General features: G+C 42.3%; 25 protein-coding genes and 1 tRNA gene. 10 read left to right on the forward strand and 16 right to left on the reverse strand.

Annotated elements, in window-relative coordinates:
* The first annotated feature begins 54 nt into the window (after window positions 1-54).
* Window positions 55-468, forward strand: coding sequence for a hypothetical protein (locus CDG76_RS13145; protein ID WP_094349462.1), 414 nt, complete (start codon window positions 55-57; stop codon window positions 466-468).
* A 179-nt stretch (window positions 469-647) separates the two neighbouring features.
* Window positions 648-1,118: a GNAT family N-acetyltransferase gene (locus CDG76_RS13150; protein ID WP_094349463.1), complete on the forward strand. Its 471-nt coding sequence runs from the start codon at window positions 648-650 to the stop codon at window positions 1,116-1,118.
* Here CDG76_RS13150 and CDG76_RS13155 read toward each other — a convergent pair.
* From CDG76_RS13155 to CDG76_RS13180, 6 genes are all read right to left on the reverse strand, one after another.
* A complete protein-coding gene (locus CDG76_RS13155) occupies window positions 1,081-2,022 on the reverse strand; it encodes a sensor histidine kinase (protein WP_094349464.1) in 942 nt (313 codons plus the stop codon). The two genes, CDG76_RS13150 and CDG76_RS13155, sit on opposite strands and share 38 nt — an antisense overlap.
* A gap of 97 nt (window positions 2,023-2,119) precedes the next feature.
* Window positions 2,120-2,728 (reverse strand): L-threonylcarbamoyladenylate synthase, encoded by a 609-nt coding sequence (locus CDG76_RS13160; RefSeq protein WP_094349465.1) that lies wholly within the window; start codon window positions 2,726-2,728, stop codon window positions 2,120-2,122.
* Window positions 2,729-2,791: 63 nt separating this feature from the next.
* Window positions 2,792-3,682 (reverse strand): peptide chain release factor N(5)-glutamine methyltransferase, encoded by an 891-nt coding sequence (prmC, locus tag CDG76_RS13165; RefSeq protein WP_094349466.1) that lies wholly within the window; start codon window positions 3,680-3,682, stop codon window positions 2,792-2,794.
* A gap of 25 nt (window positions 3,683-3,707) precedes the next feature.
* Window positions 3,708-4,526: a Tic22 family protein gene (locus tag CDG76_RS13170; RefSeq protein ID WP_094349988.1), complete on the reverse strand. Its 819-nt coding sequence runs from the start codon at window positions 4,524-4,526 to the stop codon at window positions 3,708-3,710.
* A gap of 595 nt (window positions 4,527-5,121) precedes the next feature.
* A tRNA-Pro gene (locus tag CDG76_RS13175) sits at window positions 5,122-5,195 on the reverse strand.
* Between the two features lie 308 nt (window positions 5,196-5,503).
* Complete coding sequence (locus CDG76_RS13180; protein WP_094349467.1) at window positions 5,504-6,055, reverse strand: GNAT family N-acetyltransferase; 552 nt, start codon at window positions 6,053-6,055, stop codon at window positions 5,504-5,506.
* A 493-nt stretch (window positions 6,056-6,548) separates the two neighbouring features.
* On the opposite strand from CDG76_RS13180, the gene CDG76_RS13185 reads away from it, so the two are divergent.
* Together CDG76_RS13185 and CDG76_RS13190 are read left to right on the forward strand one after the other, a co-directional pair.
* Window positions 6,549-7,268, forward strand: a complete 720-nt coding sequence (locus CDG76_RS13185) for a hypothetical protein (RefSeq protein ID WP_012410214.1) — start codon at window positions 6,549-6,551, stop codon at window positions 7,266-7,268.
* 115 nt (window positions 7,269-7,383) lie between these two features.
* Entirely contained in the window at window positions 7,384-8,301 is a 918-nt protein-coding gene (locus tag CDG76_RS13190; RefSeq protein WP_094349468.1) for an alpha/beta fold hydrolase, read from the forward strand.
* 35 nt (window positions 8,302-8,336) lie between these two features.
* On the opposite strand, the gene tsaD is transcribed toward CDG76_RS13190, so the two are convergent.
* Window positions 8,337-9,386, reverse strand: coding sequence for a tRNA (adenosine(37)-N6)-threonylcarbamoyltransferase complex transferase subunit TsaD (tsaD, locus tag CDG76_RS13195; RefSeq protein ID WP_094349469.1), 1,050 nt, complete (start codon window positions 9,384-9,386; stop codon window positions 8,337-8,339).
* Between the two features lie 325 nt (window positions 9,387-9,711).
* Between tsaD and CDG76_RS13200 the strand changes: the two genes are divergently transcribed.
* The 3 genes from CDG76_RS13200 to CDG76_RS13210 all read left to right on the forward strand — a co-directional run bounded on the left by CDG76_RS13200 (window position 9,712) and on the right by CDG76_RS13210 (window position 11,193).
* Window positions 9,712-10,206: a Photosystem I reaction center subunit III gene (locus tag CDG76_RS13200; protein WP_094349470.1), complete on the forward strand. Its 495-nt coding sequence runs from the start codon at window positions 9,712-9,714 to the stop codon at window positions 10,204-10,206.
* 39 nt (window positions 10,207-10,245) lie between these two features.
* The gene (psaJ, locus tag CDG76_RS13205) at window positions 10,246-10,395 is read left to right on the forward strand and encodes a photosystem I reaction center subunit IX (protein ID WP_094349471.1); all 150 of its coding nucleotides are present in this window, start codon (window positions 10,246-10,248) and stop codon (window positions 10,393-10,395) included.
* A gap of 276 nt (window positions 10,396-10,671) precedes the next feature.
* Entirely contained in the window at window positions 10,672-11,193 is a 522-nt protein-coding gene (locus CDG76_RS13210; RefSeq protein ID WP_094349472.1) for a photosystem I reaction center protein subunit XI, read from the forward strand.
* A 73-nt stretch (window positions 11,194-11,266) separates the two neighbouring features.
* On the opposite strand, the gene gmk is transcribed toward CDG76_RS13210, so the two are convergent.
* The 6 genes from gmk to tyrS all read right to left on the reverse strand — a co-directional run bounded on the left by gmk (window position 11,267) and on the right by tyrS (window position 15,666).
* Window positions 11,267-11,866: a guanylate kinase gene (gene gmk / locus CDG76_RS13215; RefSeq protein ID WP_094349473.1), complete on the reverse strand. Its 600-nt coding sequence runs from the start codon at window positions 11,864-11,866 to the stop codon at window positions 11,267-11,269.
* Between the two features lie 166 nt (window positions 11,867-12,032).
* Entirely contained in the window at window positions 12,033-12,299 is a 267-nt protein-coding gene (gene remA / locus CDG76_RS13220; protein ID WP_041233849.1) for an extracellular matrix/biofilm regulator RemA, read from the reverse strand.
* 261 nt (window positions 12,300-12,560) lie between these two features.
* Window positions 12,561-13,010 (reverse strand): DUF29 domain-containing protein, encoded by a 450-nt coding sequence (locus tag CDG76_RS13225; RefSeq protein ID WP_223265230.1) that lies wholly within the window; start codon window positions 13,008-13,010, stop codon window positions 12,561-12,563.
* 42 nt (window positions 13,011-13,052) lie between these two features.
* Window positions 13,053-13,733, reverse strand: coding sequence for a hypothetical protein (locus CDG76_RS13230; RefSeq protein ID WP_223265231.1), 681 nt, complete (start codon window positions 13,731-13,733; stop codon window positions 13,053-13,055).
* A complete protein-coding gene (gene pyrF, locus CDG76_RS13235; protein ID WP_094349474.1) occupies window positions 13,730-14,461 on the reverse strand; it encodes an orotidine-5'-phosphate decarboxylase in 732 nt (243 codons plus the stop codon). Before pyrF ends, CDG76_RS13230 begins: the two co-directional genes overlap by 4 nt.
* A 14-nt stretch (window positions 14,462-14,475) precedes the next feature.
* The gene (gene tyrS / locus CDG76_RS13240; RefSeq protein WP_190240866.1) at window positions 14,476-15,666 is read right to left on the reverse strand and encodes a tyrosine--tRNA ligase; all 1,191 of its coding nucleotides are present in this window, start codon (window positions 15,664-15,666) and stop codon (window positions 14,476-14,478) included.
* A 173-nt stretch (window positions 15,667-15,839) separates the two neighbouring features.
* Here tyrS and CDG76_RS13245 point away from each other — a divergent pair, with 173 nt between their 5' ends.
* Complete coding sequence (locus CDG76_RS13245) at window positions 15,840-17,765, forward strand: transglycosylase domain-containing protein (protein WP_094349475.1); 1,926 nt, start codon at window positions 15,840-15,842, stop codon at window positions 17,763-17,765.
* A 108-nt stretch (window positions 17,766-17,873) separates the two neighbouring features.
* On the opposite strand, the gene CDG76_RS13250 is transcribed toward CDG76_RS13245, so the two are convergent.
* Complete coding sequence (locus tag CDG76_RS13250; RefSeq protein ID WP_094349476.1) at window positions 17,874-18,197, reverse strand: DUF1825 family protein; 324 nt, start codon at window positions 18,195-18,197, stop codon at window positions 17,874-17,876.
* 126 nt (window positions 18,198-18,323) lie between these two features.
* On the reverse strand, window positions 18,324-19,256 hold the full coding sequence (locus CDG76_RS13255) for a DnaJ domain-containing protein (RefSeq protein ID WP_094349477.1): 933 nt from the start codon (window positions 19,254-19,256) through the stop codon (window positions 18,324-18,326).
* A 226-nt stretch (window positions 19,257-19,482) separates the two neighbouring features.
* On the opposite strand from CDG76_RS13255, the gene CDG76_RS13260 reads away from it, so the two are divergent.
* A complete protein-coding gene (locus CDG76_RS13260; protein ID WP_094349478.1) occupies window positions 19,483-19,857 on the forward strand; it encodes an NINE protein in 375 nt (124 codons plus the stop codon).
* A gap of 14 nt (window positions 19,858-19,871) precedes the next feature.
* Window positions 19,872-20,405: a helix-hairpin-helix domain-containing protein gene (locus CDG76_RS13265; protein ID WP_094349479.1), complete on the forward strand. Its 534-nt coding sequence runs from the start codon at window positions 19,872-19,874 to the stop codon at window positions 20,403-20,405.
* 79 nt (window positions 20,406-20,484) lie between these two features.
* On the opposite strand, the gene lepB is transcribed toward CDG76_RS13265, so the two are convergent.
* Entirely contained in the window at window positions 20,485-21,057 is a 573-nt protein-coding gene (gene lepB, locus CDG76_RS13270; protein WP_094349480.1) for a signal peptidase I, read from the reverse strand.
* Window positions 21,058-22,644: the final 1,587 nt, after the last annotated feature.

Consider the following 22,644-nt stretch of genomic DNA (forward strand, 5'->3'; position numbering starts at 1 on the left):
ATTGGGTGAAAGCATTTTGAATTGCTTGCCCACGCCTTGCAATTTTATTCCCCTATGGATCAACCGGAAGAACGATTAAATACTGTCCCAGACTTTGAGAAATCAGACCCATCGTTTGCTCAACAAGTACAAAGACTACATCATCTGACAGTATACGGCAGGTGGCTATTTGTAGGCTGTTTATGGCTGACCATTGCGCCTGTCTCCTTGTGGGGTCTACGTGCAGAAATTGCTCTGTGGCAGCAATATTTTACCTGGGTGGCAGTGAGATTTGGATTATTCTACCATCCACTGTCTACCTTCGGTCTCGCCTTTTGTCTTGGGATGACTGCTGCTGTTTTAGTTTGGCAAAGTCGGAATATTCTACTCGGACTACCACAGCAGGAAAAACAACGTTTAGAAAAACAAGTTTATCGGATACGTCAACAGGGAGCAACTCATCCTCTATGGAAGTGGGTTTGTCATTAAATTTTCTTTCTCTACACGTACAGCAATTTATAGCAAAATATGACTTAACCATACTAGACATCTGCTGAAAAAGAATGTAGAGACTTAGCAGTGCTAAGTCTCTACAAGATTTCTGGATCATGCATATTTAATTTCACCAAATGTCTGCTCAAAGATACTGCCAAAAGTGGATGCCATACATGAACGATCTTCAGATTAAGTTTAGCGATCGCAAGTCTGAAATTGACCTTTATCAACTCCAAGAACTGTTAAACGTTTCCGCTTTCTGGGCAAAGGGACGCAGTATTGAAGACTTAGGTATAGCTATTGCCAATAGTGAGCCAGTGATTTCTCTCTGGGATCGCGATCGACTCATTGGCTTTGCGAGAGCAACATCTGATGGCATCTATCGCGCCACAATTTGGGATGTTGTAATTCATCCAGAGTATCAAAATAGTGGCTTGGGAAGCAATTTAGTCGAAACCGTTTTGAGACATCCTCGCATGAAGTCGGTTGAGCGAGTTTACCTGATGACTACTTACCAACAGGGTTTCTACGAAAAGATTGGTTTTCAAACCAACAGCACCACTACGATGGTGCTACACAATCAAGCTAACCGTGCTTTCGTTTCTGCTACAGAAGTTCAGCTTCAGGAATCACTAGGGGGATAGAGATTTGTAGTCTAGTAAGCTGCTGAAGTGGTTCCTTGACAATGGTCGAGGGCAAGATTTCTAACTTTCCTCCCATAACTTCCAGCAGAGTCTGGTTAATTAACAGCCTCATTCCTGGGGAAAGAGCAGTCTTGTTTTGGTCAATTTGGCTCAACCGATCTTCAAATTTGAGCAAATCAATCGGCTCGCTCCAGGATACAGCATGAGTTGGTAAATCTAGCCAAATGTTTACAAAATTGTTTGTAGGTAGAGTGCTAGTGGAAATACAAATGCTGCCTTCCTCCATTTGAGTAATGGCAGTGTCTATTAAACTTATCAATACTTGGCGGAGCCAGAGGTAATCTGTCAAAACATAAATTTCTGAGTCGGTGGGTAATAATTTTAAGGGAAAATTGCGATTTGCCGCCAGCATATAAGTTAAGTCATGAACCTCATCTAAAATTTCGGCTAAGGGTCTGGGCTGAATATCTAATTTATTAGTGCCGTGTTCAGCTCTAGCAACGTTGAGAATTTCATCCATTAGCTTCAACAGCTTCAGCGTTCGCTCGTGAGCTTGGGCAATAAATTCTCGCTCTTCAGCTGGATTTTCACACAAATCTGACAAAATTAATTGATGTAAGCCAATCAAACCATTAAAAGGCGATCGCAATTCATGGGTAGTCCGCGCCAAAAAACCAGCTTTAAACTGGCTCATTTCCCTTGCCATCAGGTATGCCAGCTGTGTTTGCTGTAGCTGTTGCAATATTGGTGGCATATCCTGTTCAGCTGATGGCGCTACTGGGGATGAGCTAGATGAAACATTTGGCGATGCCTGCTTTGGGCGTAGCCACCGCCCAAATAACTGAGGGAAAACCATACCTAGTGCTATTCCTGCTCCTAGATATATCCAGTTGCTCCAATTCATATCTGGCAATTATTAATTTGCTAATTAAGTACAACAGCGCAAACTAAAGTTTCAGATTTCTCTGTTGTTAACACCACGAAAACAACATTATAGCTACCTATACTTGGTTATCACTCGATAAATCTAACTCGATCGCACCTTGCCGCAATATCTGCCAATTTATCCCTGTCCATTTCGCAACAGTGGAAGGTATACCCATCCCTGGTATTTCACCCTGGTATTCTGTCGTTGCTAAAGTTAGAACCTGGGGAAACTGAGTCTCAATTTCTGTCATTGTTTGCAAAGGCGGCTGACCAGAAAAATTGGCGCTAGTGGTGGCAAGAGGGCCTGTTTGCGCCAAAATAGTTTGAGCGATCGCACTGTTTGGTACTCGAATCCCAATTGTTGTTGGATCGATGGGATTCATAACTTTTGGTAAGCGTTCACTCGCTGGCAAAACTAATGTCAGCCCTCCTGGCCAATATTTCTCTGCTACTTCTTGCCAAACTTTATATTCATTCTCACTACCTTTGACATACGGCCACAAATCTTCAGCACTAGCCGCCATCAAAATCAAAGGTTTGTCTTGACTACGTTGCTTCGCCGCAAAAATTAATCCTGCTTTTTCTGGTATCGCTGCAAGTGCTGGAACAGTATCCGTAGGAAAGCTCACCAAAAGACCAGCACGTGCGCCACTAATTAGATTTGTTAGAGAAACTTGGGTCATGTTTACAAAGTTAGGAGTTAGAAGTTAGGAGTGAGGAATTTCATAACTCATCACTCATCACTCCTAACTTTTGTAGGCCAGGGCAAAACGTTCTATTCCTGCTAAATCAGCGTGAATTTGAATCTTACAATAGCTACCTTGATTTTGTAAAAGTTCTCGCACTGCACCCGCTTGTCCAGCCATCATCTCAATTAGCCACACGCCACCCGATTGCAAATAACTAGGGGAGATTTCAATCAAATGACGAATGCAATCTAAGCCATCAGCGCCACCATCCAAAGCCAGATGTGGTTCGTGGTTAACTACTTCTGGTTGCAAAGTAGGTAAGGTGCTGGTGGGGATGTAAGGGGGGTTCGACACCATACCACTGAACTGACCTTTTAAGAACGTCAGTGGCTCCCACCAGGAACCTTGATAAAATTGAATCCGGTCAGCAAGACCCAAATTATCAGCGTTGGATCGAGCGATCGCTAGAGCTTCTAAACTGTAATCAACAGCATGAATTGTGGCTTTTGGCAAGACATCTGCTAATCCCAGTGCGATCGCACCACTCCCAGTACCCAAATCTGCCCAGTGTCCTGAAGCATTGCTAGCAGATGCTTCAGCTAAATCGATTAAACACTCTGTCTCTGGTCTAGGAATCAAAACCGCACTCGACACTGCAATTTTAAACTGACGCCAAGTCGTAGCTCCCGCAATATACTGCACTGGTAAGCGGTCATTTAATCGCCTCTGCCACAACTGTTCTAACTCTTCTAGCGGCAATTGCAGTTGAATTTGCGGCCAGTTTTTAAAAGACTCCAAACGTAGTGCCAAACGGTCTAACCCAGCAACTTCCAGGAGCAGCCAATCTACCTCCATTGGTGGGACATCAGTGGCGATCGCTGCTTTGAGAGCTGCATTCCGCCACTGCCAAAGTTGTAAACCAGAAACTATCAGATGTTTCTCCCCCATAGCTCAACCTTGGAGCGCATATCCGTTATTTTTTCGGAGCGGCGGCAGGAGCTGGCTTGGCCCCTGGTGATTGATTTGGCGCCAGGGAGCGAATAAAATTGATCGACTCCCGTGATGGATATAGAACAATTTTATTGATACTAGGGTCGCTGCTGCTATTGAGAGCTTCCATAACACCGTACAAATCTACCACCTGAATTTCAGTATTGGCTCCTTCCTTTGGCACGGCTTTTTTGAATTCCTCTAACAGAGCCACTGCTTGTTCTTTCTCAAAAAAGAAAGGGATGTATCGCTCATTACCTTTAGCAAGGGGAATAGTCAGATAGCTATTATCTTTCTTAAATTTTGGTACAAATAGGGGAATACCATTGAATTGCTCTCCCTTTTTACCATTTTGATTGAGCATACTTGTTGCCGAGGCTACTTGCTGTTGCGTCGGAACTAAAGTATAAATCACAGAATCTGATTTCTTTTTGCTTTCTTGGACTATTTTATAGTAGTCTGCCAAGGATAAAGGTCTAACCTGTAGAGTGCTTGCTAACTGGGGATTTTCTTTTTTGAGCCGATTGTCAAGGAATTTTTGAGCATCTTGCTTGCTAATAAAAAATCCCACTTGTGACACCGGCTTGGATGCGTTGTTTCTCGAAAGAACTACGAATTCGCCTTTAGGATTGGTGAGCGTGAATACAGGCACTTCTTGGAGCTTTTTCACGACCTGATCTTGTGGCAGAGCGATCGCCTCCAGATTGCCCATTCCTGGTAGATTGCCTATTCCTGAAAGCCCCGTTAAAAATACACTACCAGCTATACCCAATGTTGCGCCTAAGCGAATAAATGATTTCATGACTGCTCCTCGCATCAATAGTCCAATTAAATTAAACAAATGGTTGGATTTGCACAGCACCAACTAGCTTTAGTTATATAGCAATCTATTTCAGTTGTGAAAAATTCATTGTGCGCGTTGAGGTTGAGTGTTAAGCGTCAACGGTCAAAATCCAATGTTCCCTAACTATTGAGAGTTGCTGTAGTATCGTTTTCACAAATTGACTGTGCTAACGTCGTGTTTTTCTAGGTTTCGCTTCGTTATTGACCGCGAAATGCCGTAGATGCTTATTATATGTCTTCTCAAACAGCAAAAAGCCTCTCCATCTCTCCAACCTTGGAGATGATAAATGCCATTTTATCGGCTTTTTCTAATATTAGTTGACGCTATTAGTTAATCAATCGTTCCATCTGCGATTGCTTTAATATCTTCTCAAATCTATACAAAGCTCAGTGTTAAAAATCACCTTACTACTTAATCACGAAATTTCCTATTAAGCTTCGACAGCAGAACAGCCTAATTCGTCTTCTGCATAAATATATCTACTTAAATTGCAGATAGATGTTAGTAAATAAAATCTACCTAACTGCTCTAACTGTTAACTATATTAATTAAATCGGGATGACAGGATTTGAACCTGCGGCATCCTGCTCCCAAAGCAGGCGCGCTACCAAGCTGCGCTACATCCCGTTATACTCATCCGCTTTTTTTGGTTTAGTTTTAGCTTCCCATCAAAGCGATCGCGCTTTCACAAAAGCGTTAAGGCAATCATATCACATAACACCGCTCATGCCTAATATATTTATATCTTCTGCAAATACTAGCTAGATTAGATATTTGGACTGATAAAGGTTAAAGGTTTGTCTGCCGACTTAGTTTTACAAGAGATATTACTTGTGTGTTCGTCGGCTAAACCTTGTCAAACCAAACTTAAATAATAGATTTGTACTACTATACCTGATTTTATTGTGCGAATCGGGTTTTATTTGGATTGAGCATTAGTGAGGATACCAGAACATACCTTTGATGCCTTCTGGATCAGCCATAAACCCCATAGTTCGGTAGAAATCTACAACATGGGGATCAGCGAAGAGAGTGACATTACTAATTTCTTCACTCCTAAGTTTTTTGAGAACGTATTTCATCAGCGCCTTGCCCAGCCCTTGACTTTGAAAGTCTGGGTGAACCACTACATCCCAGATAGTGGCATTAAACGCGTGATCTGAGGTAGCACGGGCAAAACCAATGAGCCGCTTTTGGTTTCCTCTCACTTGCCACATTGAGGCAACGAGAAAACTATGCTCAATAGCTTTTTTTACTTTTCTTAGAGGGCGACGCGACCAACCAACTGCATCACAGAGTTCTTCTAGCTCATATAGGTCAATATCTCGTTCCGTACTGAAGACGATCCGAGCCTCCTTTGAAGCAGCTTCGCTAATACTACTGGGGCTGGAGTTGCCCGCAGTTTCCGCTGTATGCTCTTCAAAGGGGTTTGTCCTACTTGTCCCTACAGATTCAGGAGTACTAAACCAAGTTTTCCAAAAACCCATGCCAACGCGGTTCGGGTAGTATAACTGAATTGGTTTCCACTCTTAGGAGTGTTGATTCACTTTTAACATCGCTACCCCCATTCATTACCCTTTACACTCAAAGTTTTTCGGTTGTTTTCGGGATTTGCAATGGTAGCAGCTAGTTAGAGCGTGTTTCACACCAATCATTTTCAACTTTAGCATTTTGTTGTAGAGGCTAGGAGAAATTCACCAAAACGGTAAGGATATAAACAATTCAAAATTCAAAATTCATAATGGAAAAACCTAATCTTGGCAATTGCTCGTATAGAGCTTAAATGCACGTTAGCTTAGGAATGAATTGTATACACGGGATTGGGCATTGATAAAGAGGCAGAGGGGCGGGGTGTAGGGGGAGAGGGTAAAACTCTTCTCCCTTGCTCCTTCCTCCCAATCCTCAGTCCCCATCCCTTAACACCCAAACCCCAACACCCAGCCCCCAGATGACGAAAGCAAGCGAGTCTTACCTTTAACAATGGCTTCTGGTTTAAAATCTTCGACACTGGAACTCCTAAAGCGCTTTAACCGAGCGTTTCCCCAGTTTTATGAGCAATTCGTCAGTAGTGAAATTCAACTGCAAAATTTGCGGTTAGCCTACCGTCTCTATAAAACTAGACGCGCTGTTATTGAGCTGAAACCGGAAGGTAGCAAAAGTGCCCTGCATTTTGCTTACCGCAACCAGTCTTTTCTCCTCAGCGATATTTTTGGTGTACTAGCAGCTTATGGGTTGACTATCCACGGTTTAAGTCTATACGGTCAAATCCGTCCGCCAATGTTAGTTTTTATCAAACTGTTGGTATCTCGTGGTAGTAAAGCCTTGACCGAGAAAACGGCAGAAAATGTTTGTCGCGCCATTCGGGAGGCTTTAGGAGGTCGGTTTGAGGTAGAAGAGATGCTGGCAGTAGAATTTAATCTTGACACTGGCTTAGAGCAGGTACAAACTGAGTTTTATGTCGATCCGGTCTTTCATCTCCCTGCCTTAGTGATTGAAGCTGATAATCAACCAGGATTATTCTACAAAGTGATGTACGCCATCTGGCAGGAAGACCTGCTGGTAGTCAATGCCAATTTACTGGTTTGGCGCGGACGTACACGGCTAATTCTCTACTTGTTGGGGCCAAATGAAAGCCTGATTCCTGAATATCTGGGTCACAAAATTGCTGAAGGGGTGCGACAGAGGTTGCTGGGTAAATGAAAAAAGTGAGAAGTTATGAGTTATGAGTTATGAGTTAAAAATTTCTCACTTCTAACTTCTAATTCTTTCCACTTTAGTATTTAGTCGCACCCGTCCTTAAGGGTACGATACAAGTATGGCAACTATCGAAATCTTGGGCGTTCCACACGCATACGAGCTAACGGCTCCCACTTCCTGCCCCCATGCTTTAGTATTTATCCACGGTTGGCTCAATAGCCGTGGATATTGGCAACCTGTGATTTCCCGCCTATCAGATGATTTGCAGTGCCTGTCCTATGATTTGCGGGGTTTTGGTGAATCCCAATCCCAGGTAAAAACTGATTTTAGTCGAGCACAAACGTCTTTGAGTCTGACACCCATCTCCAGTAGTGTGGATGGCTCATCTTTTGATTCTCTTTATACTCCTGCTGCGTATACTCAGGATTTAGCAGCTCTCCTGAAACAGCTAAATATTACGAGTGCTTGGCTAATTGGTCACTCATTAGGCGGGACGATCGCTCTTTGGGGAGCAGATCAAATGCCTGAGTGTGTTAAGGGAGTTATCTGTATCAACGCTGGCGGTGGTATTTACCTCAAAGAAGCCTTTGAGCAGTTTCGCTCGGCGGGTCAGAAATTTTTGCAAGTCCGTCCGCGCTGGCTGTCTCAAGTGCCTTTGATTGATTTGCTGTTTACCAGAGCTAGTGTGGCTCGTCCTTTAGAGCGCTATTGGGCACGTCAGCGAGTAATAGATTTCGTTGTGGCTGACCCAGAAGCGGCTCTGGGAACTCTGTTAGACTCCACAACTGAAGAAGAAATCAATCGTTTACCTGAGCTAGTATCCCAACTGAAGCAGCCAGTTTATTTTTTGGCTGGCGCGGAAGACAAGGTTATGGAACCCAAGTATGTGCGCCATTTAGCCAGCTTTCACAGACTTTTTCAATATTGTGGTGACAATGTTCTGGAAATTCCTAATTGCGGACACCTGGCTATGTTGGAACAGCCGGATGCAGTGGCCGATCACATCCGGGCAATAGTCAATAGTCATAGGGCATAGGGTATAGGTAGTTACAAATGACCAATGACAAATGACTACTCAATAGGTTGATACAACTTCATCACCTGAGTAAGCCCTAGCCTAGACTCAACGCCTAGTGTAAGGGGGGACGTATGACCACGGGATAGATGGTCAGCGGCGGCACAGCCAATCATGGCGGCGTTATCGGTACAGAATTTTAGAGGTGGGAATAAGACGCGTAGGTTATGTTTAACGGCGGCGGCTTGGAGGTTTTTTCTCAACCCGCTATTTGCTGCTACACCGCCACCAATGGCAATTGTGTCTAGACTATAGTCAAGGGCACAGGCGATCGCTCTTTTAGTTAGCGATCGCGCTACCGTATCCTGAAAGCTAGCTGCTACGTCTGCCACTGGTACTTGTCCACTATCTTTCTCTAACTGCTGCACCAAACGTAATACAGCCGTTTTTAACCCACTAAAACTCGCATCATAACGATGAAACCCCCCACCGGGTAGAGAAACTCTTCCTTCCGGTAAAGCAAAGGCTTGAGGATTACCCTGCTGTGCCAACTTGTCAATCACTGGCCCACCGGGATAACCCAGCTTTAACAATCGCGCCACTTTATCAAAGGCTTCACCCGCAGCATCATCACGGGTTTGTCCCAGAGTTTCGTATATACCACAATCTTTGACATAAATCAAGCTTGTATGTCCGCCTGAAACCAGTAAGCTAAGAAAAGGGGGATTTAAAGTTGATTCGCTCAAGTAAGTTGCGTAAATGTGACCTTCGAGGTGATGAACTCCCAAAAATGGCTTGTTGTGTACCATCGCTAGAGTTTTGGCAGCAGTTAACCCCACCAATAGCGCTCCTACAAGTCCAGGGGCACAAGTGGCGGCAATTGCGTCAATTTGTCCCCAATCTAGTTGGGCTTGCTCTAAGGCTTGTGCGATCGCTTCATTGATGGTTTCCAGGTGCTGGCGAGAGGCGACTTCTGGCACTACTCCGCCATACTGTTGATGGACTGCAATTTGCGAGGCTACAATACTGCTGCAAACTTTACGATTGTTAACAATTGCGACGGCTGTTTCATCACAACTGGTTTCTATTGCTAAAACGGTTGTCATTGAGAGTGCTGAGTCCTGAGTGCTGAGTTCTGAGTTCTGAGTCCTGAGTTCTGAGTCCTGAATAGTAGAGAAAAAATCTTGCTTCTTTACTACCCTACAACAACAATTCTTATACTCGGCACTGGGAACTCAGCACGGGCTAAACCCTAGCTATCCGCTAACAGCACTAATTTTGGTTGAGAAGCTTTAACTTTTATTGACTTAAACTTTACTCGGTTCCCACCCAAGAGTATGATGACTTCCTAGTTATGCAAATAAACAACTGTACAAGCCGCTTCGTTTTGTACAAAAAACTTCTTGTTTTGTAATAAAAGGAAACAACTCTATGCGACGATTGTTTGCTTTGATGTTAGCGATTAGTCTTTGGTTCAACTTTGCCCCCCCAGCGCAAGCTTTAGGGGCTAATTTGACACCGTGCAAAGACAATCCCGCTTTTCAAGAGCTAGCTGCTAATGCCCGTAATACCACCGCCGATCCCGAATCTGGGAGAAAGCGGTTTGAGCGTTATTCTCAGGCGCTGTGTGGCCCTGAAGGATATCCTCACTTGATTGTTGATGGTCGTCTAGATCGTGCTGGTGACTTTTTGATCCCCAGCATTTTGTTTCTATATATTGCTGGTTGGATTGGCTGGGTAGGTCGTGCCTATCTGCAAGCGGTCAAAAAAGACCCGAACACTGAACTAAAAGAAATCCAAATCGATCTTGGTTTGGCACTACCCATAATGGCGTCAGGCTTTACTTGGCCAGTAGCAGCAGTCCAAGAATTGCTCTCTGGAAAATTAGCAGCCAAGGATACAGAAATACCCATTTCCCCACGCTAAATCAGCTTAACTAATTCATTCGTTTTGGAGACTAAATTCATGGCAGACAAAGGCGATCAATCAGCTTATTTGATTAAATTCATTTCCACAGCGCCCGTGGCCGCTACGATATGGCTGTTCATCACAGCAGGTATCTTGATTGAATTCAACCGCTTTTTCCCCGACCTACTTTTCCACCCACTACCATAAGTGTCAAATGGGATTTAGGACTGTTGAATCAATGTCTTGTTTTTTGCTTAATATTGTGTAGTTGATTTTTTCAGCTTAGTTAGGCAGAATTATCACTAAAATAGCCGGCAAAAATAGTTTTTTGAAACTCGTGATACTGTTTACAGATCGCGAGTTTCACGGTTTTAAAATAAGCTAAATTAATTTTTCTAAACTTCCTAAACAAAATGCTTCTTGAGCGACAATTATTATTAATATAAAAATGCCACCATTTTAATTTAGAGGCGAACATAAAATATGGCACAAGCAGTAGATGCATCAAAGAATCTTCCCAGCGATCCTAGAAATCGGGAAGTTGTTTTTCCCGCATTTGGCGATCCACAGATAGGCAACCTAGAAACCCCGATTAATTCTTCTCCCTTGGTCAAGGGGTTTATTAATAATTTACCTGCTTATCGCCCAGGTCTGGCTCCTGCTAGACGCGGTTTAGAAGTTGGTATGGCTCATGGTTACTGGCTATTTGGCCCCTTTGCCAAATTAGGCCCACTGCGGGACACAGATAATGCTAACTTAGCTGGGTTACTGTCAGCCATTGGCTTGGTTGTAGTTCTCACAGGGGCTCTATCGCTGTATGCAAATAGCAATCCACCCAAAGCACTTCCTAGTGTTACCGTACCCAAGCCTCCAGCAGATGCTTTTAACTCTAAAGAAAGCTGGAACAACTTCGGCAGTTCTTTCTTGATTGGTGGTATTGGTGGTGCAGTAGTTGCTTACTTTTTGACTAGTAATTTGGCACTAATTCAAGGTCTATTTGGTTAATTACTAGGAGTTAGGAGTTAGGAGTTAGGAGTTAGGAGTTTAAATTCATGACTTCTAACTCTTAACTCCTAACTTATTTAAACAAAACAGCTTCAATATCATTTAAAGCAGTTTCAAAATCGTCATTAACGATTTCAATATCAAATTCATCTGCGGCTTGAATTTCTTCTTGGGCGCGGAGCAGACGACGGGCGATCGCTTCTTCAGAATCTTGGGCACGAGAGCGTATTCGTTTCTCTAATTCATCAAAGGAAGGCGGTAAAATAAAAATGCTGAGGGCACTGGGGAAAGAAGCACGAATTTGTCTTGCCCCTTCTAGTTCAATTTCCAGCACCACCAACTTACCGGAATGAATTTGGTTAAGTACAGCTTCACGGGGTGTGCCGTAATAGTTACCAGCAAATTCTGCCCATTCTAAAAATTCACCTTCAGCAACTAATTGCTCAAACTTACTGCGGCTGATAAAGTAATAACTTTTGCCATCGATTTCCCCTGGACGGGGAGAACGAGTTGTCACGGATACGGAATAATAGAGTTCTGGATGACGCTCTAGGAGCGATCGCATTAAAGTGCCTTTACCAACCCCACTGGGGCCAGTTAAAACAATTAACCTGCCTAAATGTAAGCATTCTTCGGTAGTCGCACTACTCTGGATGGGTAAAACTGGCATCATCCCTTCAACCTGTGAATCAATCAATACATATTATTCATTAGTCTTGTGTTCCTGGTCTAGTCCACTAGTGACTAAAGAATTTGTAGCAAGAGTGACAGACAATTTGTCTAATTGACATGGTACTACCGATACAGTGCAAAGAGGAGTGGGAAAAACCCACTGCTACTCAATTATCTACAGTTTGATGCTCGCGAGAAATCACAAAGCGATTTGCTACCGTTTCCGGCTGAATCGCTGACAAAATTACGTGGCTCGAATCAGTGATAATTACAGCTCTAGTCCGACGACCGTAAGTTGCATCAATCAGTTGACCTCTGTCCCGTGCATCGGTAATAATCCGCTTAATCGGGGCAGACTCTGGACTGACAATGGCAACGACTCGGTTGGCAGACACGATGTTACCAAAGCCGATGTTGATTAACTGAATGTCCATAAAAAAACTGACGCTAAACGCGGTTTGATAAAGCTTGAAATAAACTTCTTTCCATGTTATCGCCAAAAAACGGGAGTTACAACGCTTAAATTCAAGCCAATCTGCGTTTTTAAATAATGTCTGCTTCTTTTAGCTATTTATTAGCTATTTTTACTAAAAATCTTCCTAAAGATACAGGCAAAATCAGACTGATACAAGCTAATTAGGTGATGTATCTTTACCTTTATAAAAGGAAAAGGGACTAGTACCGCAAAACGGAATTCAAAATTTAAATGGTGGTAAATAATCCACATCTAAAATTTGCTCAATGCTATAAGCACAAGTTTGCGGAAAACAATTCAATCCACTTTTCTTTTTTGCTTGTCGTAGCGCATCAATGTAGACTTCCTCAAGCACTGTGAGGAGATAGTTGTAGAGGTTTTTAGATTTAGTTAATTTCCTGAGTTCCACCCGAAAATTATCAATTTCCACTTCCCAATGATTTTTACATTCAGGGAGGCTCCAATGTTGATACAAAAGCAAATGTTTGAGAAGTTGCAGTAAATAACTTTCGAGCTTGTGCTTCTGTTCATTACCCAATCTTTCAATCTCTTCAATCAAATGATCCCAATCAAGATGCTCTAAATCTCTTTCTTGCAATTGTTTCAATGTAGTTTCTAACCACAAGTGATAATCCTGTTTATAGAGAATTTGAGTGAGTATTTTAGACATTATTTAATATTCTCCTAATTTACGAAGATTGGGAATTAGGTTTTATTGACGTAAACTTCCAGCTTCACAATCGCGCAACCAAGCTTTAACGCCTTGGGCAACAGTACCGTTACTACTATCGCGTGGCGGGGATAGTGGCTGCTGTTGTGAATGGGAACCAGCTTGAGAAAACATCATCACTAGTTGCCAACCACTTTTAGTTTTAGTCAATAACAGCCAGTGAAATTCTTGTAATTCTACAACTTTCTTATCTATATATTGCCGCTCCAAGGTAGTAAAGAAAACTTGCTCAACTCCTGATGCAGCACTTTTAGACGCATCTGCGCTATATTCTTCAAGGTTAAGGGGCAGAGGAGTAAATTCAGGTTTTCCTGCCACTAGCATATAACTATAAACCTGACTGCTTCTACTGAGGCGGCGGGCGCGTTGAGTAGCGCGATTGGTATAACTAGGTAATTTTTGCAGTAGCTGTATAGTTAATGTTTCTAAATTTTGCTGAGAACACAAAGACCTTGCATCACTGTTGACATTTTCCCTTTCTGCTAGCGCCGAGAGTTTAGGGGTGGGGTTTATCGAAAAGGCTGGGTAAGCAAAGCTATTTGATACTACAACCCAGAAGCCACAAGCAAAAAGGAAACTATAATTTTTCTGACTGAGCGAAGAGGCAAGATTGTTCTCCCCTACACCCTGCACTCTGAGTGTCTCACTAACTGTTAGCTTCATGCCACCGTGGTTAACTCCTCAGAAATCCTCTTCCAGGCTAACTCAGGCTCAGTAGCAGTGGTGATGGGACGCCCAATCACTAGATAATCTGCACCGGCTTTAATGGCTTGGGCTGGAGTGAGCGATCGCTTTTGATCGCCAATATCAGCCCAAGTTGGTCTAACCCCCGGACAAACAAGCAAAAAGTCATTTCCACAAGTTTGTCGTAGCTGTGCCACCTCTTGAGGCGAACAAACTACCCCATCCAAACCAGATTCTTGAGCCAGCAAGGCCATTTCTAGAGCATATTCTGGCAATTCTAGGGGTATTTTTAAATCAAATGCCAACTGCCGAGCAGAAATGCTCGTTAGTAGAGTAATAGCAATTAACTTTGGTGGCTGTACACCTGCTTTTGCAGCCCCTTCCTGTGCCGCTTCAGTTGCGGCTTTCAGGGCATCTCTACCAGCAGTAGCATGAATTGTCAGTAAATCAACTCCGTATCTAGCTGCACTGCGGCAAGCACCAGCAACGGTATTGGGGATATCATCAAACTTTAAATCTAAGAAAATGCGCTTTTGCCGAGACTTTAATACTTCCAGAATTTTTGGCCCAGTGCTGGTAAACAACTCTAAACCGACTTTCCAGAAACTAACTTGCGGTAGCCGATCTATAAGAGCGATCGCAGCTTGCTCATCCGGCACATCCAAAGCCACAATAACTCGTTGTTCTAACTGTTCCCTATTCCCCATTCCCCACTCCCCATTTAAGGCACTAAGCGCACAAACTTATTTTTCCCAACTTGTAAAACTTTACCTTGTAATTCACCAGGAGCATCGAAAGTGGTATCAGCATCAGTGATGCGATCGCCATCTAGGCGCACTCCACCCTCTTGAATTTTCCGCTTTCCTTCCCCTGTACTTTTGCACAAGCCAGTGACATTGAGAATATACGCTAACTTACTAGGAAATTGCTGCACGCCAGCTAGAGAAAATTCTGGAACAGCACCTTCTTTGCCGCCGCTTTGGGCTGCTTCTTTCGCCTCTTGGGCTGCTTGTTCGCCGTGGTACTGTTTGACAACTTCCCATGCTAAAAGTGTTTGGCGATCGCGGGGATTTTCTGGCAGTTTATCCAAAGGTAAATCCGTCAACAGTTCAAAATACTGTTCTAGGAGATTATCGGGAACTCCTTGCAACTTTTGATACTTTTGTCCTGGGTGTTCTGACAATCCGATATAATTACCTAAAGACTTAGACATTTTTTGCACGCCATCCGTGCCAATCAAAATTGGCAACAGCATACCAAATTGGGGCTTTTGACCAAAATGGCGCTGCAAATCTCTACCTACAGCAATATTAAATTTCTGATCGGTGCCGCCTAATTCCACATCTGCCTCAACTGCAACCGAATCAAAACCTTGCATTAACGGGTACAGGAACTCATGGATAAAAATCGGATTCTCTTTTTTATAGCGATCGGCAAATCCTTCTTTCGCTAACATCTGCCCCACCGTCATCGTGGAGAGTAACTCCAAAATTTTCTCTAAGTTGAGCTTAGAGAGCCATTCGGAGTTATAGCGCACCTCTAATCTTCCTGGTGTGTCAAAATCCAAGATAGGACGTACTTGATCTAAATAAGTCTGAGCATTTTTAGCTACATCTGCTTCTGTAAGCTGACGACGCACTTCAGATTTACCAGTTGGATCGCCAATACGCGCTGTAAAATCGCCAATAATTAAAACTGCTGTATGACCTGCATCTTGAAAACCTCGCAGTTTTCGTACTGGTATGCTATGACCTAGATGAATATCAGTACCAGTAGGGTCAATCCCTAATTTTACCCTCAAGGGTTGGTTTGTAGTTAGTAAGAGCCTTTCTAGACTTTCGCTGTTAACATCAACTGATTGTGGGAATACTTCTACTACACCACGACGCAACCAAGCAAAATCTTGCGTCATGCTAACAGATTCATTATTAGCTATGTTTTGCACACTAGAAGTTAAGTTGGTTATAAACACTTGCAATTTATCCACTTTCTCATCTGCCAAACTACTATAATTGCAAAAAACTAACCGCCTTGCTTCACCCAATCAATTACAGTTAAATTTACAAATGAGGAAGTGAAATAGCCGTGTCGTCGTCTAGGACTTTTGAAGATAAACAGCCACAGCGTCGGGCTTCATCAGGTTTTGAGTTTTTGAAAGGAGTCGGTCAGGTAACTGGCGGTACTCTCCTCTCAATCACCATGCTGGCAAGTTCCATTGTAGCCGGAGGACTGGTTGGTTTAGCCATCAGTTTCCGTAATTTGCCAGATGTGAGACAGCTACGTAACTTCTTTCCCTCAGAAACGACTTACATTTATGACGTTAAGGGCAAACTCTTAACGAGTATTCACGGGGAAGCCAACCGGGAAGTCGTACCCCTAGATAGAATTTCCCCGAATTTAAAACGGGCAGTGTTGGCAAGTGAAGATAGCCACTTCTACGATCACCACGGTATCAACCCTACTGGTGTTGGACGTGCTGTAGTAGTTAACGCTGTAGCAGGTGGAGTCAAAGAGGGTGGCTCTACTGTTACTATGCAATTGGTAAAAAACTTATTTTTGTCTCGTAAGCGCGCCTTTACCCGAAAGTTAGCAGAGGGGGTGCTAGCAATCCGGTTAGAGCAAATTCTCACTAAAGACCAAATATTAGAAATGTACCTCAATCAAGTTTATTGGGGTCATAACAATTATGGTGTACAAACGGCAGCCCGCAGTTACTTTAATAAATCATCAGAATATTTAAGCTTGGGTGAGTCAGCAATGATGGCGGGTTTGATCCAAGCACCAGAAGAATTTAGTCCGTTTGTGAGCATGAAGCTGGCAAAACAGAAACAAAAAGAAGTGCTAGGACGGATGCTGGAATTGAACTGGATCAACCAGTCAGAGTACGACAATGCCCTCAAACAGGAAATCAAACTTGGTAGAATCAAATCTTTTCAAGGTAGTGCCCTACCTTATGTAACCAACACCGTAGCGCAGGAGTTGGCTAAAAAGTTTGGGCGGGAGACATTACTCAAAGGTGGAATGCGGGTGCAAACTACAGTTGATGCCAACTTCCAAATCATGGCTGAGGAAACTGTCGTTAAGTGGCATAAAACACTTCTGGGGCAAGGATTATCTAAGAATCAAATGGCCCTAGTGGCAATTGATCCGCGCACGCATTTTATTAAAGCACTGGTGGGTGGTATAGATCCTAAGACCAGTGAATTCAATCGTGCGACTCAATCTCAGCGCCAGCCCGGATCTTCTTTTAAACCGTTTGTATACTATACTGCTTTTGCTACTGGTAAATATGCACCAGACACAACGGTGGTAGATGCTCCAGTTAGCTATCGAGATGGTAACGGTTGGTACTTTCCCAGAAATTATGATAATAGTTTTAGGGGAGCGATGCCAATCCGCACAGCTTTAGCCCAATCGCGCAACATTCCCGTGATCAAGATTGGTAAGGCTGTGGGGATGAATAGAGTCATAGAAACGTGTCGTACCTTGGGCATTATGAGTCCAATGGAACCTGTTAGCTCCCTGCCTCTAGGTGCAATTGGTGTTACTCCTCTGGAAATGGCTAGTGCTTATGCTACCTTTGCCAATTATGGCTGGCAGTCTCCACCCACTGTAATTGCCCGTGTCACCGATAGTAGTGGTAATGTGTTACTAGATAACACCCCTAAACCACAGCTAGTTCTCGATCCTTGGGCATCAGCCGCAATTCTAGATGTGATGCGATCGGTAATCACTGAAGGTACAGGTAAAGGTGCTGCTCTCGGTCGCCCAGCCGCAGGGAAAACGGGAACAACATCATCAGAGAAAGATATTTGGTTTGTTGGGACTGTCCCACAGTTGACAACTGCTGTCTGGGTAGGGAGAGATGACAACAGACAATTAGCTGACCATGCCACAGGTGGTGTCATGGTTGCTCCCATTTGGAAAGATTTTATGGAGAAGGCACTTAAGAATACACCAGTAGAAAACTTCAAGCCACCTTCGCAGTTTTCTCGTCCCAAGTCACAATAATTTAATTTTAGATTTTGTATTTTGGATTGCCAATGAATCCAAAATCTGTTTTGGAAAGTTGGAGCGCCGACTTCCGGCGATCTGACTTTCCGCAAAATCTAAAATTAACTAGGGCTGTTTTTCTAGCTCGGCTTTCATCCGTTCTAAAGTCAGGTGCATTTGGTCAAACATTTGTTGCGGGGTGACACCGAACTGACCTAATTGCGTTTTCAGTTGTTCTACTGTCATTTGTGCCATGAAATCTTCTGATAGCTCGAAGCGCTTCATAAAGATGCGGTACCGATCCATCATGGTTTCCATTTGCTCAATAAACAGCTTTTTACCATCGCGGTCAAATTTGCCGTAGCTGTTGCCAAGCTTGATCAGCGCTTGATAATCCTCAAACAGCTGTTTTGCTTCTTGCTGAACTATTTCAGAATCGAAGAATCCCATATTGCTTATATTAAACTGAGCGCCCAGACTCAGTAGCTTAATAGTTTTACTTCTATTTATTATTTTAGTCTAGGGGAGTAATCTAGTCACGAAGCTTCGGTTTTGGTACGGTTTGTTACCGAAATTTCAACACTTGACTTGAGAACTTTTCCCCTTGTTAAATCGACTTAATAAAGTCGCAATACTCAGAGCTTTAGCCATTGATTTCGGATTGGTATTTTCACCCGGTTCAATTTTCAGCCTGGTAGCGTATTTCAAAGCTAGTGAATCTTGCGGGTTAAGTTTTAATGCTTGACGGATGTAAACCCTGGCCATGCCGATAAATTTCTGTTTGAGATGTACTAAACCTAATAAGGCATAATAGTCGCTATTATTTGGCTCTAACTTGATAGCATCGCGCAGTTCTTGCACAGCTAGGGCCCAATTGGCTAACCTGACGTACTCAATAGCTCGCTGGTAGTGACGTTGAGCGTAGTTTGTCAAAACTGGTTCGACATTAGTTTTTTCATTTAATGTCAATTCAACTGGCTTGACTTCTATTTCAGAGGTGATGCGACCAGCTTTTTGCGGTAGAAACAGGTCAGGTTTATGCAACTGTAAATAAACTAAATTCAGTATACTAATTTGTTGTGTAACTTGATAAAACTGATGAAGTGATTTGTATTGAGCTTCTGCATAGGAGGCGATCGCTTCTTCGTAAAACAATTCTGCTTGGGGTGCAGACATTTCTATAATTTCCTTAGCTATGGTACTTTTCCCACACAAAGCTTGCTGCTGTAATACTCTTGCGTCCGATCGCAGCATGGCTATAGCAATCAAACACTTGTGTCGATTTTTGAGTTGTTCGTAAGCTGGATTGATTAAATAGCTCAGTATTGCCGTTGCTAATCCTTGCTCTGGATTGCAGCTTTTAGCATAGCGATCGGGATGTAGCAGTTTCGCTAAAGTGTGATAGCGTTTAAAAATCTGGCGATCGTCAGCACTCACAGAAATTCCTAGCACAGCGTAAGGATCGCAAAGCTGTTTAAACCATTCTGGCGGTAGGAAGGTCTGTGACATTGCAGTAATCTGATCCGTTAAAAACTTAAAATTAACATCAAAGCTCAATGCACAGTCATGTGAAACTTACTCAAATTTCTTCAAATATTAAATTGTGGGGCTTACCACTCAAAAGTTGGAAGGACAAAACAGGGTAGTTGACTAAAATGAGTGAGTTTTGAATTGTCTGTGTGCCTTTTGGCTGTCTTATTGTAGGAACTATGGTATTCGTATATTTATTAGAAATATGTTAACTAAGCGCAAAAGTCGAAGTGTTGCCGCTGTTTTAGCTTTTTCTGGCACGCTAACAATTTCAGGATTACATAAATTCTACCTGGGACAGCCGTTGTGGGGTGTTTTGTATGTATTGCTTTCCTGGACACCGATCCCCAAGGTAGCTAGTGCGATTGAGGGAGTTTGGTATTTAGCCCAAGACGAAGAAGCTTTCGATCGCAATTTTAATCTCGGCAAGTCAGCGGCAAGGACTTCACAAAAGGTGATTAATCAGGTAGGAGCGCTCGCTAACGCAATGCGGGAATTAGATGCTTTGCGCCAGGATGGACTGATTTCAGAGTATGAATTTGAACAAAAGCGTCGCCAATTGCTAGACCAGATTTCTTGAGGTAAGCAACAATCATGAATAACTGGCTACCTTTAAACTCCAGACTGCAAAAACTCCGCGCCAAGCTCCTCAACGATCCCTACTATCGCCTACAATCTGGGGAAGAAATTCAGATCGCGGCTCAATTAGGTATCCGAATTGATGCCAATCAAGCGACTGTAGATGATTGGTTACGCCTACCAGGGTTGTCAATTCACCAAGCGCGATCGCTTGTGGAACTTTCACATTCGGGTGTGAAATTTTACTGTATTGAAGATATCGCTGCGGCTTTGGGTATACCAGCGCCGCGCCTAGAGCCATTAAAGCCTCTGCTGAATTTTATTTACTATGACCACGAATCTTTAGAAAATCCTACCCATTTAGTCAACCCGAACACAGCAACCGTTGAAAAATTAGTACAAATTCCATTTATAGATTTGTCTCTAGCGGAAGCAGCAGTGCAAAATCGGCAATCAGCCGGGCCTTACCGTAACCTGGCTGATTTCCAGCGACGGCTGGAGTTAACTGGTGATGCGATCGCCCAGATAATGTATTATTTGAGGTTTTAAGTTAAAAGTTAGAAGTCTTAAAATAACTCCTAACTCTAGCAATTTTGGATTGAAAGAAAAATCTCAAATCCAAAACTGATTAAATGAACCCAATGCGATCAAGAGGCCAAAAGCGAAACGCTGCCCGACCGATGACATTTTTTCTGGGTAAAAAGCCCCAATAGCGAGAGTCATTACTATCGTTGCGATTATCTCCCATAACAAAAAATTCGTCTTCTGGGACTTTTACTGGTTGGTATGGCTGATTTGGAGGTTCCGCGATGTAGTCTTCTGCCAAGGGTTGACCGTTAAGGTAGACTTTGCCAGAAGCAACACTAATTACCTCACTAGGCTGGCCAATAACTCGCTTGATAAACGCTTGGTCTTTGGGATATCCTCGACGTTGTAGTTCTGCGGGTGGCTGAAAAACAATAATATCGCCAGTTATGGGAGGGTGAAAATGGTAGGAGATTTTTTCAACTACCAAGCGATCGCCAGTATGTAAGGTAGGCAACATCGAGTCAGAAGGTATATAGCGCGGTTCGGCGATAAAAGTCCTGATTAAGAATGCCAAACACAGTGCGATCGCAATTAAAATCAGATTTTCTTGCCAACTACGCCATACTTTTAACGACGCACGCTCTTCTTTTGCATCACTTTCGTGAGGAATCATAAAAGTTTCTAGCCAGTTTCAGAAGTGAGACAAATACTTTGATTATTTTGACTCAAAAGGTATATTAATAGGAAAACAGGGTTTAGGGTCAACCTATACAGACATTAAATAATACACTTATCCATTTACCAAAGATAAGCAAAAGTACTGTAAATCAACTATGACTTGTCTAAGGTAATATAAGCTAATAATTAGGATTGCTAAATAGATTATTAAAAATAAAAATTCTAATTGCTGTAATTATAAGGTAAGTTATGAGACAATTATAATTCTTGTTTTTTACTGCAAAAGAAGCTAGTTACAGACTGCTAGAGCGATACAAGCAGTAGGTTTTTTCTTTAAACAGAAAATTAGTCGTAGAGTTGCAAAATAGATATACCTCATGTTTGACAGTATCTACCTCACTTTACTGAAAAAAGGCAGAGGCAGTCTTGCTGGAGATTGAGTTGCAAGAAAATATATTGTGGTCTGTATTCTTAAGTGATATTACATAAAGTTAGCCCAAATATAAATGTATTTTTCAATGCACAAATTTGGTTAAAGTAAGCATTTTTAGTAAAAAATACTACTTTTAAAGATGAAATATAGACTTTATTGCTTTAATAGATAGATGCCATGCTATTGTAATTTTAATCACTTGCCTATATGTACGAAATTAATTTCCGTAATTACACGGTGACAGTGCATATTAAACTGTACTATTAATTAAGATATAAACATACTTAATGATCGAGAAAAACATTCACAGATAAAAAGCTACTAGCAATTTCGGCTAAAGTATCAGCATCCGAAAGAGAAGTAAGCCGCTGATAGAATTATGTTTGTTGAATGAGTCAAAGGTGACTAGATTTAAACAATAAATGCCCCTTGGCAATAAGAAACTATATTGAATCAATTTTCGTCTGCTCTATTTCATAGAAGGTACAAGGTAGGATTCTGTCAGTTGAAAATTTAACTTTTTCTTAAAAAGGAAACAATGGCAACAGGCAGTAAAATATATCCTATCAAGAATAGAACTAATAGTTTACCAGACTCTTTTTTAAAGAGATCCCGCCCTTTTAAGTAGTATTGTATGTTAATCAAACAATTCACTTAAGTTGTAAATTATACAGTTTTACTGTCAGAAAGTCTGGCTAAAAGTGCAAATTATAGGTATGACAACTGAGTTCATCTTATTTGAAAAGCTATAAAACTTGAAAAGATAATGCTGCCTTAGCGGTGAACTGAAAAACAGCAACTAATTCATAACTCCTATTTAAGAGGATTTTGGGGTGTGGTTAATTATCTGATTGTGTTCCTCTCCTTCTTAGAGCTAGCGGTAAGAATGTGGAAGCGCAAAGCTTACCTTTTGTGACTGGGTTGAAATTAAACAGTACCAAATATTGTATATTCAACGCTGTCCAAATCTAGAGCATATAGATTTCAGTTAAAGCAATATAGTCTGTCTTATCAATTCTGAATTCTCGTTAGTACCAATTCCAATTTTCATGATTACCAGAAAGCAACTGGTATCTAAATATTTAATAAAAATGTGCTATAACGTACCGTCATAATCGTGGTGATGGTTCGATCTTTGAAGGAGCTATG

Origin of the sequence: Nostoc sp. 'Peltigera membranacea cyanobiont' 210A (genome assembly GCF_002246015.1) — a bacterium.
In the GTDB taxonomy this organism is placed as follows: domain Bacteria; phylum Cyanobacteriota; class Cyanobacteriia; order Cyanobacteriales; family Nostocaceae; genus Nostoc.